12 protein-coding genes are annotated in these 17523 nt (G+C 44.9%); 6 read left to right on the plus strand and 6 right to left on the minus strand.

Features of this window, described 5'->3' with window-relative positions:
- The first annotated feature begins 119 nt into the window (after positions 1–119).
- The 4 genes from LJ658_RS15845 (at position 120) to LJ658_RS15860 (ending at position 5780) form a co-directional block, all read left to right on the plus strand.
- Positions 120–629: an AraC family transcriptional regulator gene (locus tag LJ658_RS15845; RefSeq protein ID WP_230547511.1), complete on the plus strand. Its 510-nt coding sequence runs from the start codon at positions 120–122 to the stop codon at positions 627–629.
- Positions 630–759: 130 nt separating this feature from the next.
- Positions 760–2844, plus strand: coding sequence for an ice-binding family protein (locus tag LJ658_RS15850; protein ID WP_230547512.1), 2085 nt, complete (start codon positions 760–762; stop codon positions 2842–2844).
- Between the two features lie 91 nt (positions 2845–2935).
- Positions 2936–4882 (plus strand): outer membrane beta-barrel protein, encoded by a 1947-nt coding sequence (locus LJ658_RS15855; protein WP_230547513.1) that lies wholly within the window; start codon positions 2936–2938, stop codon positions 4880–4882.
- Between the two features lie 136 nt (positions 4883–5018).
- Positions 5019–5780, plus strand: a complete 762-nt coding sequence (locus tag LJ658_RS15860; RefSeq protein WP_230547514.1) for a DUF4382 domain-containing protein — start codon at positions 5019–5021, stop codon at positions 5778–5780.
- A gap of 78 nt (positions 5781–5858) precedes the next feature.
- On the opposite strand, the gene mgrA is transcribed toward LJ658_RS15860, so the two are convergent.
- The 5 genes from mgrA to LJ658_RS15885 all read right to left on the minus strand — a co-directional run bounded on the left by mgrA (position 5859) and on the right by LJ658_RS15885 (position 12218).
- The gene (gene mgrA / locus LJ658_RS15865) at positions 5859–6848 is read right to left on the minus strand and encodes an L-glyceraldehyde 3-phosphate reductase (protein ID WP_230547515.1); all 990 of its coding nucleotides are present in this window, start codon (positions 6846–6848) and stop codon (positions 5859–5861) included.
- 225 nt (positions 6849–7073) lie between these two features.
- Positions 7074–7907 carry an alpha/beta hydrolase family protein gene (locus LJ658_RS15870; protein ID WP_230547516.1) on the minus strand — a complete coding sequence of 278 codons (834 nt, stop codon included), beginning with the start codon at positions 7905–7907 and terminating at the stop codon, positions 7074–7076.
- A 9-nt stretch (positions 7908–7916) separates the two neighbouring features.
- Positions 7917–9701, minus strand: coding sequence for an alpha-L-fucosidase (locus LJ658_RS15875; protein ID WP_230547517.1), 1785 nt, complete (start codon positions 9699–9701; stop codon positions 7917–7919).
- Between the two features lie 48 nt (positions 9702–9749).
- Positions 9750–11105, minus strand: coding sequence for a Gfo/Idh/MocA family protein (locus LJ658_RS15880; protein ID WP_230547518.1), 1356 nt, complete (start codon positions 11103–11105; stop codon positions 9750–9752).
- Positions 11106–11513: 408 nt separating this feature from the next.
- Complete coding sequence (locus LJ658_RS15885) at positions 11514–12218, minus strand: DUF6624 domain-containing protein (protein ID WP_230547519.1); 705 nt, start codon at positions 12216–12218, stop codon at positions 11514–11516.
- A gap of 256 nt (positions 12219–12474) precedes the next feature.
- Here LJ658_RS15885 and LJ658_RS15890 point away from each other — a divergent pair, with 256 nt between their 5' ends.
- Positions 12475–14865, plus strand: coding sequence for an ABC transporter permease (locus tag LJ658_RS15890; RefSeq protein ID WP_230547520.1), 2391 nt, complete (start codon positions 12475–12477; stop codon positions 14863–14865).
- 8 nt (positions 14866–14873) lie between these two features.
- On the opposite strand, the gene LJ658_RS15895 is transcribed toward LJ658_RS15890, so the two are convergent.
- Positions 14874–16001: an AI-2E family transporter gene (locus LJ658_RS15895; RefSeq protein WP_230547521.1), complete on the minus strand. Its 1128-nt coding sequence runs from the start codon at positions 15999–16001 to the stop codon at positions 14874–14876.
- Between the two features lie 285 nt (positions 16002–16286).
- Between LJ658_RS15895 and LJ658_RS15900 the strand changes: the two genes are divergently transcribed.
- Positions 16287–17513, plus strand: coding sequence for a pepsin/retropepsin-like aspartic protease family protein (locus tag LJ658_RS15900; protein ID WP_230547522.1), 1227 nt, complete (start codon positions 16287–16289; stop codon positions 17511–17513).
- Positions 17514–17523 lie beyond the last annotated feature (10 nt).

Raw genomic sequence — 17523 nt, forward strand, 5'->3', positions numbered from 1 at the left:
CAATACCATTTTAAAAGCAGCGTATCGTAAAAAGGGCAGAAATTAATACGGGCACTTGCTTTGTAATAAGTAGTGCGATGAAGCTTTTTATAAAAAACATGGTTTGCTTAAGCTGCCAAATGGTAGTAAAATTTGAGTTAGAAAAACTCGACCTGCATTGTATATCAATAGAATTGGGCCGGGCAGAAATTGAGGAGACCTTATCTGCTGACCAAATAAGTAAACTTAAAGCAGCTTTATTAAAAGCCGGACTGGAACTGACAGATGACCGGAAAACCATCCTGATAGAAAAAATTAAAACGGTGATATTAGAGATGATCAACAATTTTGATGAGCCGCTAAAAACAAATTTTTCTAATTACTTAAGCAAAAAGTTAAATCTCGATTACACTTACCTGGCCAACGTATTCTCTGATACGCAAGGTTCAACTATTGAAAATTTTGTAATCATCAATAAGATCAGGCGGGTAAAAGAGTTGATTTGCAACCAGGAGCTTACCCTTACTCAAATTTCCTGGAAACTGCATTACAGCAGCGTTGCCCATTTATCTACCCAGTTTAAAAAGGTAACCGGTGTTACCCCCTCTCACTTTAAATACACAGAGTGCAATAGCCTGCAGCTATCGTAGATGTGTGAATTATAGAACTTATTTAAAAAATTGTGTAACAGATGACCCTATGATGTGGGGTACGTTTGTAAGGTGTTAAGTTCTGTTCAACAGAGTTTAACTAACTAGTTCACATTTTTTAAATAATCCCATGAAAGAAAAAATTACTACCCCTACGGATCGTATACAAATGCTTTTCAGCAAATGGCATCCCAAAAAATTAAAATCAGCCTGGTTATTACCGCTCTTGCTAATAACCCTTGCACTAGGATGCAAGAAAGACAATTTCGTACCTGTTGAAGGCGTTTGCCCGTTAGTGGTTAGCGACCCGATGGATAAAGCGGTAGATGTAGTATTAACTAAGGTTATTACAGCAACCTTTAATACCCCAATGGATGCAGCTACAATAACAAGCAGCACATTTATTGTAAAACAAGGTGCCACAGCTATCTCGGGCACGGTAGCGCCCACAACAAATCCGGCGGTATTTACCTTTACACCAGCCGTACCATTATTACCCTTCACGGTTTACAATGCCACTATAACTAAAGGTGCTGCCGATAAATTTCATACCGCATTAACCAGTAATTATGATTGGTCATTTACCACCATACCACAGGTTACGGTAGCATCTAACCCGGTAGCAGGTGGTGTAACCACGGGCGGCGGAACATTTGCGCAAGGGGCTGCTGTTGCCGTAACGGCTACGCCTAACGCCGGTTATATTTTTGCCAACTGGACAGAAAACGGAACAGTGGTATCAACCAGTTCAAGTTATCCTTTCAAAATGGCCGGTAACAGAGCGTTAGTTGCTAACTATAGCGTTGTTGTACCTGGTCAGTTTGCTGTTGTGTTGTCGTCAAATCCAATTGTTGGGGGCACAACCACTGGTGGCGGCTCATTTAACGCGGGCACTAACGTAACAGTAACGGCCACACCAACCGCCGGTTACACATTTGTTAACTGGACAGTTGGCGGAGTCGTTGTTTCAACCAGCCCTGGTTATACATTCCTTTTAGTGGCAGACAAAACCCTGGTAGCTAATTTCGCTATTATTCCGGCGTCGCAGTTTGCATTGGTATTATCGTCTAACCCGGCAGCGGGTGGTTCAACCACCGGTTCAGGTCCGTATGCGGCAGGTACATCAGTAACTGCAACCGCTACAACCAATCCGGGCTATACATTTGTTGACTGGAAAGAAAACGGACTTACCGTATCTACCAGCCCGGCCTATACTTTCCCGTTAAACGGTAACAGAACGTTGGTTGCTAATTTTACGCAAAACGTGTACACTTTAAATGTAACTGCCGTTAACGGAACGGTTGCTAAAAATCCTAATCAGGCAACCTACAATTCGGGATCCACGGTTGTGCTTACGGCTACGCCTAACGCAGGCTTTACGTTCTCGTCATGGAGCGGCGACGCAGCAGGTGGTGCAAACCCACTAACGGTTGTCATGAATTCAAATAAAAACATTACCGCCAACTTTATAGCAATACCGTCGGTAGCACCATTATTCAGCTCGATCTTCGGAGCCTTTGGCGGAAGCGCCGGTGTAACTAACCAGGGTATAAATACGGTAATTAATAACGGGTCTATCGGAACCACTGCTGTATCTACCGCAGTCACAGGTTTCCATGATGGCTTAACTAATGATGTTTATACCGAGACCCCGCTTAATGTAGGTTTGGTAACGGGCGGTATTTATTCTGCTCCGCCATTCCCGGGTACAGCTCCAAAATTCGCAATAGCTACGCAGGCATTAGCCGCTGCAAACGCGTTTTATATCAGCATATCACCGGCTAACAGGCCAGGTGGTACAGATCCGGGCGCAGGCGAACTGGGAGGTCTTACGTTAGCTCCCGGCACTTATAAATCTGCAGCCGGCACATTTAAAATCACCAACGGCAACCTGACGCTTGACGCACAGGGCGATCCGAATGCGGTATGGGTATTCCAGGCACCAACATCATTAACGGTAGGTATTGCCGGGCCAACAGGTGCGCGCAGCATTATCTTAAAGAATGGTGCCCAGGCGCAAAATGTATACTGGTATGTAGGCAGTTCGGCCACCATTAATGGCGCCGGTGGCGGTGTAATGGTTGGTACCATTATAGCTTCGGCGGGTGTTACCTTCTCAACTGCAGGCAACGTTGTTCAAACCGTCCTTAATGGCCGTGCAATTTCTCTGGTAGCTTCGGTTACTATGGTAAATACAACCATTAATACACCATAGTCTTAAGCTATTAATTCATTCCCCGTTTCAAAATGAAGCGGGGAATGATTAATCAAAAAAATATCTTAAAAATTAATTTAAATAAAATATTATGCTAAACATATATAAACAGCTTCAAAAATTCACATTATGCTTTATGATGATGATTTTTGCATACACCACCACCCGGGCGCAAATTACCCAGCCAACCTGGTGGTTTGGTGTATCAGGTGCCGCAAACGCCAATTGGTATGACGGTACAACCCAAACATTAAACAACTCTTTGGTAGTTCCTACTGCTTTTCATAAGGCTTTTGGCATCCGCCCGTATGCTTCTTTGCTGGTTGAGTACCGCCCTACGCGTATCTGGGGTATTATGTTAAATGTAGCTTATGATGCCCGCGGCGCTAAATACAAAGATGTTATTGCACCTTGTAACTGCCTTGCCACTTTACATACAGACATCAACTACGTATCGGTTGAACCTAGTTTGCGTTTAGGATTTAATACTACCGACCTGTATTTTTTTGCAGGACCACGTGTGGCTTACAACATCAAAAATGATTTTTCATACACCCAGGTTAATCAGCCAAATACGTCTGGTACTTTAAGTGATACTAAAAAGATCCAGGTATCCGGCCAAATTGGTATGGGTTATGACATTATGTTATCAAAAGCTACAAGCGTTACCAAAGTAAGCTTGTCGCCGTTTGTTTCTTATCAGCCATATTTTGGACAGGAACCGCGTAGTATCGAAAGTATGTCAATACAAACCGTACGGTTGGGCATGGCGCTAAAATTTGGAAAAGGCCACAAAACCGCAGAACAAATAACGCCGCCTTTACCAATGGTAACAGCTGCACCGGCACATGAATTTACTTTGGCTATACGCGCACCAAAAACACTTCCAAGACGTGAAGTAAGTGAGACCCTGCCTTTGTTAAATGCAGTGTTTTTTGATGAATCGTCAACCAGCATCCCAAGCCGCTATGTTTTGCTTAGTGCAAATGAAGCTGCCGCTTTTAGAGAAGTACAATTACAACAACCAAAATCAGGTAATATGCCGGGACGTTCTGCCGCGCAGTTAAATACCTACCATAATGTATTAAATGTTGTTGGCGACCGTATGCGTTCAAATCCGTCTGCGGCTATCGTGTTAAACGGCGCATCTGCTGCCGGCCCTGCCGATGGCAGAGCAATGGCCTCGTCAGTAAAACAATACCTGGTTACGGTGTTTGGTATTGACGGCTCACGTATTGCTGTACAAGGCAGTTTCAAACCGCATCCACCGTCTGAAAAAATAGGCGGCACCAAAAATCTTGATCTTTTGGGCGCAGAAAATCGCCGGGTTGATATTGAAAGCACCTCGCCGCAATTGTTGGGCGAAGTAGGTGGCGGAATGATGAAACCTGTTCAAATTGTTGATTCACAAGAGGACCCGCTTGACAGCCATGTTGTTTTAACGGTTGACTCGGCACAACAACTACTTAAATCATGGTATGTTGATGTAGTTGGCGCAAACGGCACCACGCAACATTACGGCCCTTATTACAAGGATGTGGAAAGCATACCAGGCAGAACCATATTAGGTACAAGCCCGGCAGGCGATTATACCGTAACCATGACCGGCGAAACCAAAAACGGTACGCTAGTTAAGAAAGAAGGCACCGTTCACCTGGCACGTCAGGATGAAAAAGCTTTAAAGGGTCTTCGTTACAGCATTATATTCAGCTTTGACCAGGCAACAACTATTGCTTCGTACAATAAGTTCCTTACCAATAAGGTAGCTCCGCTAATAACCAATGGTGCCAATGTAGTTATACACGGGCATACAGATATTATAGGAGAAGGCGTTTATAATCAAAAATTGTCTGAAAGCAGGGCGCAACAAACCCAACAAGTTATTGAACGCGCATTGGCAAACTTAGGTGTGAGCAATGTTAAGTTTGATACTTCAGGCTTTGGCGCAGATCCGGCTCACTCACCTTTTGATAATAATTTACCAGAAGAACGCTTTTATAACAGAACGGTTATTATTGATATCATACCGGTAAACTAATAAAAGTTACTGCTAAAATCTAAAAGCATCATTCATCCCCGATGCTGTTGACTTACATTAAGTTAGTCAACACATCGGGGATGTTTGCTTTCAGCAAATGTTAAATCAATTCACCCCTATTAATTAAACAACTATTATGAGAAAACTAATTTTTTTGTCTGCCGCTCTTCTAGGTTTGGGCCTGGCATCATGTACAAAAAGCAACACGTCCAGTACCGCGCATGTTACGGTTAAACTGACAGACGGCCCCGGACCCTACGATGCCGTTATTTTAAGTATTAAAAGCGTTGTTGTAGTAACGGCTAATGGCGAGCATACCCTTGCTGTTGGTGGCGGGCCTATCGATATCCTTCGTTTTAGATTAGGAAAAGACACATTGTTGGCAGAGCAGGATATCCCTGCCGGAACTATCCAACAGGTGCGTCTGGTACTTAACTCAACCGGTAACAGGGTGGTAGTAAACGGCGTATCTTACGATCTGAATACACCAAGCGGACAAACATCAGGCGTTAAATTAAACGTTCATGATAACTTAACCGCAGGTATAGCTTATACGCTGCACCTTGATTTTGATGCCGGACAATCTATAGTAACCACAGGTAACGGTAAGTATATTTTAAAACCGGTTATACGCGCCATAGCTGACGCCGTATCCGGTGCCCTTACCGGTACTGTTACACCAATGGCTTCTTATCCAAAGGTATATGCCATAGCAGGAACCGACACCGTAGGCACAGTTGCCGATGCAACCGGAAAATTTTATTTCCCGGGTCTTTCTGCCGGTACTTACAGCGTAAAATTTATGCCTGTTAGCCCGTATGCAGTTAAGACAATTAGCAATGTTGTAGTAACCACCGGCACTGTGAAAGACATGGGTGCCGTTACGATCACCCAATAATAAATAATATTGCATATAACAAAAAAGGCTTCGTAACGAAGCCTTTTTTGTTGTTTTTTAATTAATTAGCAACGGTATCTATTTCAGGATATCATCAATAATGGTAAGCTCTTCCCGGGTAAATTTGATATTCTCCAGGCATTTTAACGAGTCAAGCAATTGCTCCGGCTTGCTGGCTCCTACCAGTACCGAGGTGATGCGATCATCCTTTAAGATCCATGACAGCGCCATGTGGGCCAGCTTCTGCCCTCTTTGTTTGGCCAGCTCATTTAACTTTTTAATTTTTTCAATTTTATCGGGTGTGATGCTGTCCTCGGTCAGCGAGTCGCCGATTTTTACGGCGCGCGAATCTGCCGGGATGCCTTTCAGATACTTATCGGTTAATAACCCCTGCGCCAATGGCGAGAACGGGATACAACCTACGCCCTCTTCTTCCAGCACATCCAATAAGCCATCTTCAACCCAGCGCTCAAACATCGAGTATTTAGGTTGATGGATGATAACAGGCGTACCCATTTGTTTTAACATCTGGATAGCTTGCTTGGCTTCGGGTGCTTTGTAATTTGAGATACCAACATACAGCGCTTTCCCCTGGCGGACAATCAGGTCAAGTGCCGCCATGGTTTCCTCCAGCGGTGTTTCAGGATCGGGACGATGATGATAAAAAATATCCACGTAATCCAGCTTCATGCGTTTCAGGCTTTGGTCAAGGCTTGACACCAGGTATTTTTTGGTTCCCCAGTCGCCATAAGGGCCGTCCCACATGGTGTAGCCTGCTTTTGATGATATGATGAGCTCATCGCGATGGTCCCTGAAATCCGTATGCAATATCCTGCCAAAATTCTCTTCGGCCGATCCCGGAGGGGGGCCGTAATTATTGGCCAGGTCAATATGGGTAACGCCGTTATCAAAAGCGGTTTTAAGGATATTACGGCAGTTTTCCATTTGGTCGTAATACCCAAAGTTATGCCATAGGCCCAATGATACAGCAGGCAGCTTTAAGCCGCTTTTGCCGCTGCGTTTATAGGGCATGGATTGGTATCTTTCTGGTGATGGTTGGTAAGACATGGTTAGTTATTATAGTGTTCGATATTCGTTATTGACCTTCCCTACACACGGGAGGGTGTGCCGGGCTGTGAAATAGCAGAAAGGGGTTATACGACGATACGTCTTCATTAACCCCTCCCTACACCCTCCCGTTGGAAGGGAATGGCACAAGGCTGCTCTTTCTTATTTATTCTCATCCCCTCAAAGCCTCCCAACTCGGGGACACTGCAGGGACGGTAGCGTCTTTTAGTTATTTAATTCCGGGTTAGCCTTCCTGAAATAGTTATTAAAGAACAACAGGTGATATTGGACAGAGTTTGCCCAATACTGTGATGTATGCGCACCGGGGCGTGCCGTAAAATCATGCGGGATGTTGCGTTCCAGCATTTTTTCGTGCAACTCTGTATTCACTTTAAAAAAGAAATCGTCCACCCCGCAATCAAAAGTTATGGCTAATGATTTTGGTGTAATGAGGTACAGCATATTAGTTACCGTATTCTTCTCCCAGTTCTCCGGGTACTCGTTGTATTTCCCCAGGCGTTTGGCCATATCCCAGTTATCAGGGAACGGGCGGATATCAACCCCACCGCTCATGCTGCCAACCGCGCCAAACAGATCCTGGTGACGGATTGCCAGGTACATGGCACCATGCCCGCCCATGCTCAGGCCCGAAATTGCACGGCCGGTTTTGTTTTTAATAGTTTTATAATTTTTGTCGATATAGCCTATCAACTCCTTGGTTACATAAGTTTCATACTTAAAGTTTGGATCTATAGGGCTGTCAAAATACCAGCTGGTGATACCGCCGTCGGCACAAACAATCATCAGGTGATAGATATCGGCCCAGATAGCAATGCCGGGGTTAAGCCCGTAAAACTGCTTATAGTTACCGCCCGCACCATGTAATAAATAAACCACCGGGTAAGCTTTGCCCTGCTCATAATCTGCGGGAGTGATAACCAGCGCCTTTATTTTTTTGTGCATAGCATTGCTGTATGTTTCAACGGTATCAACCTTTGCCGCTTTTACAAACGTTACAGCAAGCAGGAGGAAAGCTATAGCCAATAAATTTTTCTTCATCGTTATTAGTTAGTTTACGGGTTTAAAGGTGATGGCACGCAGGTTAATATGCTGCCAGTTTTGGGCCGACGGCGTAACGGTAATGGTAGCTATGCCAGCCTTATTAATGTTCACCTTCCCGAAGTTATTATTTTCGTATTTACCATCACTACCGGTGGCTTTTACGGTGGTTGTTATTATTACTTTCATCGGGTGAGTATCAACAGCGATGTTGATGACATTACCTTCGTTGATAGCCGCCACCGGGGCCTCCACGGTGTACAGGCCCGGCCTGGTTACTTTAATTTGCCATGATGCTGTGGCTTCGGCGCTGGTCCAATAACCTAAATTTGGCGGGTTATGTTCTGATTGTACGCCGCCTTTGGTATCAGCATCGACAGGGCTTAGTACGAATGAGCCATCAGCATCTGCCGATTGAATATACGGCGTAACAACAGGTTTGCCTTGTATGATCAGTTTAATAACCGTCGCGTTTGCATCTAAAGCTGATGCGGGTACAGCTATAGAAACACCATCAGCTGTTTTTCTGCTTTTTAAGACGGCTCCGTTAGCCAGCAATTTTGCAGACAATACCTGGTTATCTAATCCCGGCACTATCAACCTGCCATCAGTTGGCCAGTCAAATACATGCAGGTAAAGGGTAGTATTACCGTCGGCTTGCTCTTGGGTTGTACACCTACCCCACGGCAGTTTACGGAACGGACTGGCCGTGGTGCCATAAATAGCTTCGCCGTTTACTTTCAGCCAATCGCCCATTGCTTTTAATCTTTCTACAATAGGCTGCGGGAATTCACCATTTGATTTTGGGCCGACATTTAATAAATAGTTACCACCCTTTGATGCAATGTCCACCAAATTACGGATCAGTGTTTGGCTTGACTTCCAATGCTCGTCATAGGTTTTAAAGCCCCAGGTATCGTTCATGGTCATACAGGCTTCCCAGTAGCGGCCCGGTATGCCGGTTGCCGGTATGTATTGTTCCGGGGTTTCCAGGTCGCCCTGCACACCACCGCCTAAACGGTTATTGGTAATAATGTTGGGATATTTGGCCAGCAACGGGGTGATCTTAGCTGCACGCTCTTTGGTCATATCCGTAGGCACGTCCCACCACAACTCGGCCACATCGCCATAGTTGGTCAGGATCTCTTTTATCTGCGGGATAGCTACCTTATCTAAATAATCATCAAAGCTGCCATCCTGTTTTTTATCCCAGTGCCCGCCTGCTGCCGCGCCGCCCGGGTTGTTCCAGTCGTTAGCCTGCGAGTAGTAAAAGCCCAGTTTCATGCCATATTTACGACAGGCATCAGCCAGCATTTTGATAACATCCTTGCCATACGGCGTTCTTTTCACGATGTTCCAGTCGCTGGCTTTCGAGTCGAACATGGCAAAGCCGTCATGGTGCTTGGTGGTAATTACAATGTACTTAACACCGGCAGCTTTAGCGGTCAGCACCCATTTTTCAGGATCATATGCGGTTGGGTTAAAATCTTTGGCGTAGGCCTGGTATTTATCTACCGGAATTTTAGCGTCGTGCATGATCCACTCGCCCAGTCCGGGGATCTTGTTCCCATCATACACACCTGCCGGCACGCTATACACGCCCCAATGGATAAACATACCAAAACGGGCCTTGCTCCACCACGCCATACGCGAGGTTTCAACCACAGCATGTTTTACTATCGCTTTTTTTGTCTTTGGATTTTTCGCAGGGACATCGGCGCTGGCCGCACCCGAGCATAAAATTAAAGCAGCCGAAGCCAATAAGGCACTGCCTAAACCGGTATATTTCCGCATTGTTGATTGTATTTTAGTTTTAATTAATAAGGTGATATTTTACTGAAATTAAACTTTGGGCGCCCATCCCGGCTCATAAGTACGGCTCCACAATTTCTGTGCTTCCGGGTCATTAAGGATATGGGCATTTTTAGGGTCGAGGTGCAGATCGCGGCCAACGCGCCAGGATATGTTACCCAACTGCATGGCAACAACACTCTTATAACCCAGCTCCACATCGCAGTTTGGCCTTTTGTTATTACGGATACTTTCTAAAAAGTTAGCAACGTGCTGTGCATCCATACCCAAACTCGGGCTGGCGGTATTGCGGCCCTGTATGCCTGCGTCTTCTGCAGGTCCCTGCTTTTTAACAGCTTTAACTAATTTACCGTTTTGATCATAGATCGTATATTCTTCGCCATCAGTGCTTACGCTGCCGTTATCGCCATAAAATATTACGCCACGCTCTGCACCCTCTATCTTCATCCCGTTCGAGCTGCGGTTCTCCCACATCAGCGATACCCGGTTGGGGTAATCCATGGTTACGATCTGGGTGTCCGGCGTTTGCCAGTCGTCCTTAAACTGATACCGCCCCCCTACTGATGATACCCGGGTTGGCAGGTCAACACCTAATCCCCAGCGGGCCAGATCAACCTCGTGCGTACCATTGTTTAAGGCCTCGCCGGTACCGTAATCCCAAAACCAATGCCAGTTGTAATGGATCAGTCCGTCCTGGTAAGGCTTGCGCGGCGCAGGGCCCTGCCATAAGTCATAGTTTAACCAGTCAGGCACAGCCGACGGTTTAAGATAAGTAGCTTTACGGTTATTGGTATACCAGGCTTTTGCAAAATAAACGCGGCCGATAACCCCGCCATGTAATTCTTCAACGCACTGTATAGCCAGGGGCGACGAGCGGCGCTGAGCCCCCATCTGTACGATACGGTTATATTTACGGGCGGCGGCTACGGCCATTTCGCCTTCATGCGGGTTATGGCTAACCGGTTTTTCAACATACACATGTTTACCGGCCTGGCAACCCATTATAGCCATAGGCGCGTGCCAGTGGTCGGGGGTGGCTATGTAAATGGCATCAATATCTTTATCCTGCATCACCTTGCGCACGTCACCTTCGCCTTTAGGGCCGTCGGTTAGTTTGCTGGCTGCTGCCACCTTTTTTTGTGTTATGGGGATGGTACGCGAATCCACATCGCAAACCGTGTTTACCAGGCAATTTGGCTGTTTGGCAAATGTGGTACACATACTGCCGCCGCGCCCGTTAAGGCCAATAATGGCAACATGGATACGATCATTAGCGCCTATTATCCGGTTATAACTTTTGGCAGTAAAGCCAAATGTTTTGCTGCCTAACGCAAGGCCGCCGGTAGTAATAGCAACCTTTTTAATAAATTCTCTTCTTTTTTCCATGAGGGTTTGGAATAATTGGTTGTTTATAGTTTTGTTTGGAAATTAAAGTTACAATTATTTACCAACCACAGGTATGAATTGAGAAGGCGTTTGTGTAATAATTTGGTTATGAAGATGTGTGATTGAACTTAGCAGTAAGACTTGCGCCAATGAAGTGTTAGTAATATAACACCAGGCCATCCTGAACTTGTTTCAAGATCTTTAATGGCGTTCCCTCCGGGCCGTGCTGTACGCTCATACGCCTTCAGGCCTTAGGCGCACGGCCGGTATCCGCTACCATCACTAACGCGGGCAGTGTAATCACAGAATTTAATGATCGCCGTTGCTGATGCTATTACTGACAACTATATACCAGATTTGTGTTTATGATGCCAAACGTCGCGGTACTTAGTACAACTGCCCATTAATTTAATTACCGATGGCTAGCTCACCTTTCTTAATCTTTTCAATTTGCTCAAAAGTATACGGTTTGTAGACGATGTCAAACCGCCTGGCATTCTCCTCTACCGTGGTATCAAACCCTGCTTCCTTACGACGTTTATTTACGTTTGCGGCGTCCTTAATAGGCCGCACATATCCAAATTGCAGATCTTTTTTGCCGGTTTTAGGGTTAATAACGTTTTGAAAATACATCTGGGTGCCGTAAATCTGCTCCTTATTTTCGTTTGAGAGTTTCCGGTCAAGCATCATTGCCACATATTTAAAAGGTAATTCGCCCTTTTTTCCGGCCTCCGCTATCAGCGAATAATATTTCTCTATCTTATTTGAGTGCTGTATCACAAAAAACACGGTCGTATTTTCCGGCTCGCCCACCATTGTTTTTCCCGGATAACCATATTGAGCAATTATACGTTCAACCTTTGCAACATTGGCCCCATCTATCTTACCCATAATATTCCATTGCTGGTTTTTTAAGGTATCTTTTGGATAGCCCAACACCATTGCCAGCGTATCCTTCCTTTTTTCGTTGGTACTGGTGTCCATAAATTCGCGTATCCCCTGGTCAGTTTGCAAAATCGTATCAAGCTGCGCTTTCAGTTGTAAGTTGATCTTAGATTGAGCAAAGCAATTGCCGGCAATCAGGCAGGCAATAATGAGCAGTGTTCTTTTCATAGGTTGTAACAGGTTTAAAGGTTTGTATGCTTAATAAAATTACGAAAGTTTCGCAGATTTACTATTTCTTTAAAAAAATCCGGTAAAACTGTTTACCGGTCTGTACAAGTTGCTCTCCCGCTAAAACCGTACGTTTAGCGTACGTTTTTGATACAGTTCAAAAACAATAAATACATAGTAAATAATTGAAAATCAATTAATTACAATAAAGGCACGATATTTTAAAAGCATTTGGTATACTTTACACCCCTAAGTCATGATCAGGAACTTTTTAAAGACCGCTTACCGCACGCTTTTAAAAAATAAAGGCTTTACGGTATTGAATATTTTAGGCTTATCTGCCGGGTTGGCCACCTGTTTGCTGATTGTTTTTTACGTGGTGGACGAATTGAGTTACGATAAGTTTAACACCAAAGCCAGCCACATTTACCGCATTACCGAAAATGCCCGGTTAAATGGTAACGAGCAATCATACGCAGGTACAGAAAAACCTTTATTGTACGCCATAAAGGATATGCCCGAAATAGAGAAGCAGGCCCGGTTTATCCCAGTAAACACCTTATTCCTGTCTTCACAAAAGTTCCGCATGAGGAAAGGAAATAACAATATCCAGGAAAAGCAGGTTGTTTTTACCGACTCCAGGACCTTTGATATTTTTACGTTACCGGCCATAAGCGGCAAACCGGCCTTAGATGAGCCGCATACGGCTGTTATTACCCAAAGTGCCGCCCAAAAATACTTTAACCATACCAATGCTGTTGGCCAGGTGCTAACGGTTAACGATACCAGTTTGTACAAGATCACCGCCGTGATCAAAGACATCCCGTCGCAATCACACTTTAATTATGATTTCTTTTTATCGTATTCGTCTATACCCGAATCAGGCAGGGGCGGCTGGGGCTACAGCGGTATCCACAATTACTTATTGCTTAAACCCGGCGCCAATATTAAAAAACTGGAAAGCGAGATGCAGGCCATTGCCTACAAGCATTATCCCCCATCTATGCATACCAACGGAAACTACCTTAGTTATACTTTAACCCCCCTGCTCAATTTACATCTTCACTCGGTTAGCCAATATGAACTGTCAGAAAAAGGGAGCATGCAGTATGTGTATATTTTTTCGGTAATCGCCGCATTTATTTTGCTTATTGCCTGCGTTAACTTCATGAACCTGTCAACCGCTCGTTCTTCAAACCGGGCCCGCGAGGTGGGGGTGCGCAAGGTGCTGGGCTCGGCCCGTAAATATTTGATCTTCCAGTTTTTAGCCGAATCGTTTTTGGTGACCCTGGTTTCCGCTATCATCGCCGTAGTACTTGCCTGGGCGCTATTGCCATTTTTTAACCAGCTGGCGGTAAAACACCTGGCTTTTACAGCCGGCTCCATGGCCTGGCTCCTGCCTGCGTTGCTGTTTGGCGTGTTGGCTATCGGTTTCCTGGCGGGGTCATACCCGGCGTTTTTCCTGTCGGCATTCCGGCCGATAGATGTGCTGAAGGGCAAATTATCTGCCGGTTTTAAAGGCAGTTTTTTGCGTAGCTTTTTGGTGGTGTTCCAGTTTTCTATTTCTATCTTCCTTATCATCGGCACGCTGGTTATTTATAACCAGCTGCAATTTATTCATAACAAGGACCTGGGCTTTAACCGCGACCAAATGCTGGTGGTAAAAAACACCGCGGTACTGGGCCCGCGGGCAAAGATCTTAAGACAGGAGATCAGGCAAATGCCCGGCGTGCTCAATGCCACCATGAGTACTTACCTGCCCACCGGCGACGAGCGCAACATAACCGGCTTATTTCCGTCAGTACCTATTGATATTAAACAGGATGTTTTGTCGGACTTTTGGCCCGTTGATGAAAACTATATTGGCACACTGGGCATCCATTTAATTGCCGGCCGCAATTTCTCAGCGCAGATCAGTTCTGATTCATCGGCATTAATTGTAAATGAAGCCTTTATTAAACGGTTTGGTTTTAAAGACGCATTAAACAAAACCGTATACCGTTTTAGTTTTGGCCTGCAGGCTTTTCATATTATCGGGGTGGTCAAGGATTTTAATTTCAGTTCTTTACGGGATCAGATCAAACCGGTGGCCATGGTTTATAACGAAGACTACGGAGCTATCACTGCCCGGGTAAAGACCGCCAGTTTACCCGCCTTATTATCGCAGATAGAAAGCAAATGGAAGGGCCTGTCGCCGGGCCAGCAATTAAGCTATTCGTTTATGGACCAGGACTTTGACGCCACCTACCGTGCCGAGCAACGCATAGGCAGGCTCTTTATATCATTTAGCACCTTAGCCATTTTAATAGCCTGCCTGGGTTTATTTGGATTGGCGGCTTACGCTGCCGAACAGCGTAATAAGGAAATTGGCATCCGCAAAGTATTAGGGGCAACCGTAAGCACTATTGTCGGTATGTTATCAATGGATTTTATTAAACTGGTTTTTATCGCTATCCTCATCGCATCGCCCCTGGCCTGGTTTGTCATGCATAAATGGTTGCAGGACTTTGCTTACCGGGTGAACATCCAGTGGTACATCCTGGCATCAGCAGGTATAGTAGCCATATTTATCGCTTTTATGACCATCAGTTTCCAATCGGTAAAAGCAGCGCTGGCCAACCCGGCGGATAGTTTGAGGAGCGAATAGAGTCACTTTTAATCAGTCTCCGCGGCTATCTTCTTTCTTTTCACCATCAGCCGGGTTGCCAGTTTATTTTGTTTCTTTTCTTCATCGCCCAGTATAATACCCCAGGGCTGCAGGCCCTCTACACGGTCGAAAATGATTTTTAAAACAGCGATACAGGGGATAGACAGGAACATGCCCGGAATACCCCAGATCATTTCGCCCGCAAATACGCCCAATACGGTGATCAAAGCGTTGATCCTTACTTTTGATCCCACTACCAGCGGCAGCAAAACATTACTGTCTACCAGGTGCGTTACAACCAGGGTAACAATCACCCAAACAGCCTGCGTGCTGTCCTGCGAGGTGCCCAGCGTAACTATCGCGCTAAGTACCAGCGCCGTAAAAATACCTACATAGGGAATGACATTAAGCAAACCGGTAAGCAGGCCCAGCAAAATGGCATACCTCACCCCCATCAGCGTAAACGCCGTGCTCACCCCCACGGCCACAATACCCATTTCGATAAGCAGGCCGATAATGTATTTACGGATGATATATTGTACCTGCTCCATGATCTCATAAACGGTAGACTTGTTTTCTTTCAGGAAAACAGACTCCAGGAACTTTAAGATAAGCGTACGGTACAATAAAAAGAAAAACGTATAAATAAACGTAAACACCAGGAACAACAAGACAGCCGATACGGATAATACTGTTGCACCTACTGCGGCTGTATCCGGCGAAAGCACTTTACTGGTGGCTTCGGAAGCTACCCTAAGCTGTTTGCCCCGGGTAATGTGGAAATTGTCCTGAACCCAGCCCCTGAACTCCCAAAGCGAATTTTTGATCTGCGCCTGAAACTGCGGCCACTCTTTAAACAGGTCGGCTACCTGCGTACCGATAACATAGATCAATACACCTATAAAAGTAAGCAGCAGCACTACCGCTACCATGGATGCAGCGCTGCGGGGCAAGCGTACCTTATACTCAAAAAAAGCCGCCACCGGCAATAGTAAGATAGAGAATAAACACGAAAAAATAAGCGGAGCCAGTATTTCCTTGGCCATAATTACGATGAAACCCATGGCCAGCAAGCTGAATAATACTGCGGCCAGCTTGATATAAAAAGGGAAATTGCTAAATGTTTTCAGGTCCATTACTCTATTGGTTTAACGATGTCCTAAATATACACCGCGATCTATGAACACCGTAACGCTCTTTTAGTTTGCCGGGCGAAATGGTGCACAATAAATGTAAGGTTTAAGAACATACACCGGCGCAAAACGGAGCATTATATTTTTTACCGGCGCCGGTCCGGAATTGTATTGTGAAGTGGTTAATTGATAGCGATAAATCCGGGGCATTAAAATTCATTCTCTTTTTTTAGATTTATGTGGTTTCTTTGCGAACGCCGAATTGTACCTGTTGTCTGAAAAATCAAAATGAAAGTTTATAAAATTTTAGCTGCTGGTCTTTTGTTTGCCAGCCTCTGTTCGCTCAATGTAGCGATAGCCCAGGTAAAAATCCCCGTTTTGAGGACGAATACGAAGGATTTGAACGTCAGGGACGGACACAATTTTTATAAAGGCTACTGGACCGTCTCTCCTGATGTTAAGAAGGATATTTATTACGCACACCGGTTTAAAACGAAAACAACGATTACCTTTTATTCAGATATCGATTCTATTTCCTTCACCGTAACCCCGCGACAGACTTATGATTTTATGGTGTTACTGAATCAAAAGGACACCTGTTACACACAAATTTCGACGATCAGAAGCAATTATTATAAAGACTGTCGTTCTTGTATAATTTCCGCTGACACCATTCCATTCATCTTAGGTAACGACAACAGGGTATATATTACAGGCAAAGTAAACGGTTCGGCAACCCTAAAATTCTTTTTTGATGATGGAGCCGACAATACGATCTTATTTCCTTCTGCTTTTAAGAAAGGTGCTAAACTGAAATTTGATGGTGAGGTCGTCAATCGTGCAACGGGCGGCGTGGAAACCAGGCGGACCAGTGATTTCAATGATTTGGAAGTCGCAAAATTAAAGTGGAATAATGAGCAGGTGATGTTTATTAATAAACAAATTGGCGAAGGAGACGGCACCATAGGATATAATGTATTTGAGGATAAGGTCATTGAACTTGATTATGAAAAGAAATTGATGATCATCCACGACACTAGCTTTGTGCCCGGCAAAGGATACGCCAAATTTGAGATGCAATTAAACGGCGGAGAGGTACCCTCAGTACCGGGCACCCTAATTATTTATGGTAAGAAATATACTGCCGATTTTTTATTTGACATGGGCGCGACAGGCTGCCTTTTCTTCAACCAGGGATTCCTGAGCCAGAATAACCTTTATGGAACGATGACCATCATTGGCGAGTCAAAAAGCACCGGCGCAGGAAACGGGGCCATCAAAACAGAAACCGCATTGTTACCGGCATTTATATTTGGCAACTATAAATTAAAACAGGTTCCGGTCAATTTGGAAAATCCGGCTGAACACGATCCCGGTACAGGTGTTTTAGGTATGGATATTTTAAAAAGGTTCAATACGATTATTGACTATCAAAATAATGTGATTTATGTGAAAGCTAACCGGTTAATTACAACTCCGTTTAAAAGCGTAACAACAAACGCGACCCGGAAATAATTGTGAAGTG

The organism is Mucilaginibacter sp. UR6-11, from assembly GCF_020880695.1.
Classification (GTDB): Bacteria; Bacteroidota; Bacteroidia; order Sphingobacteriales; family Sphingobacteriaceae; genus Mucilaginibacter.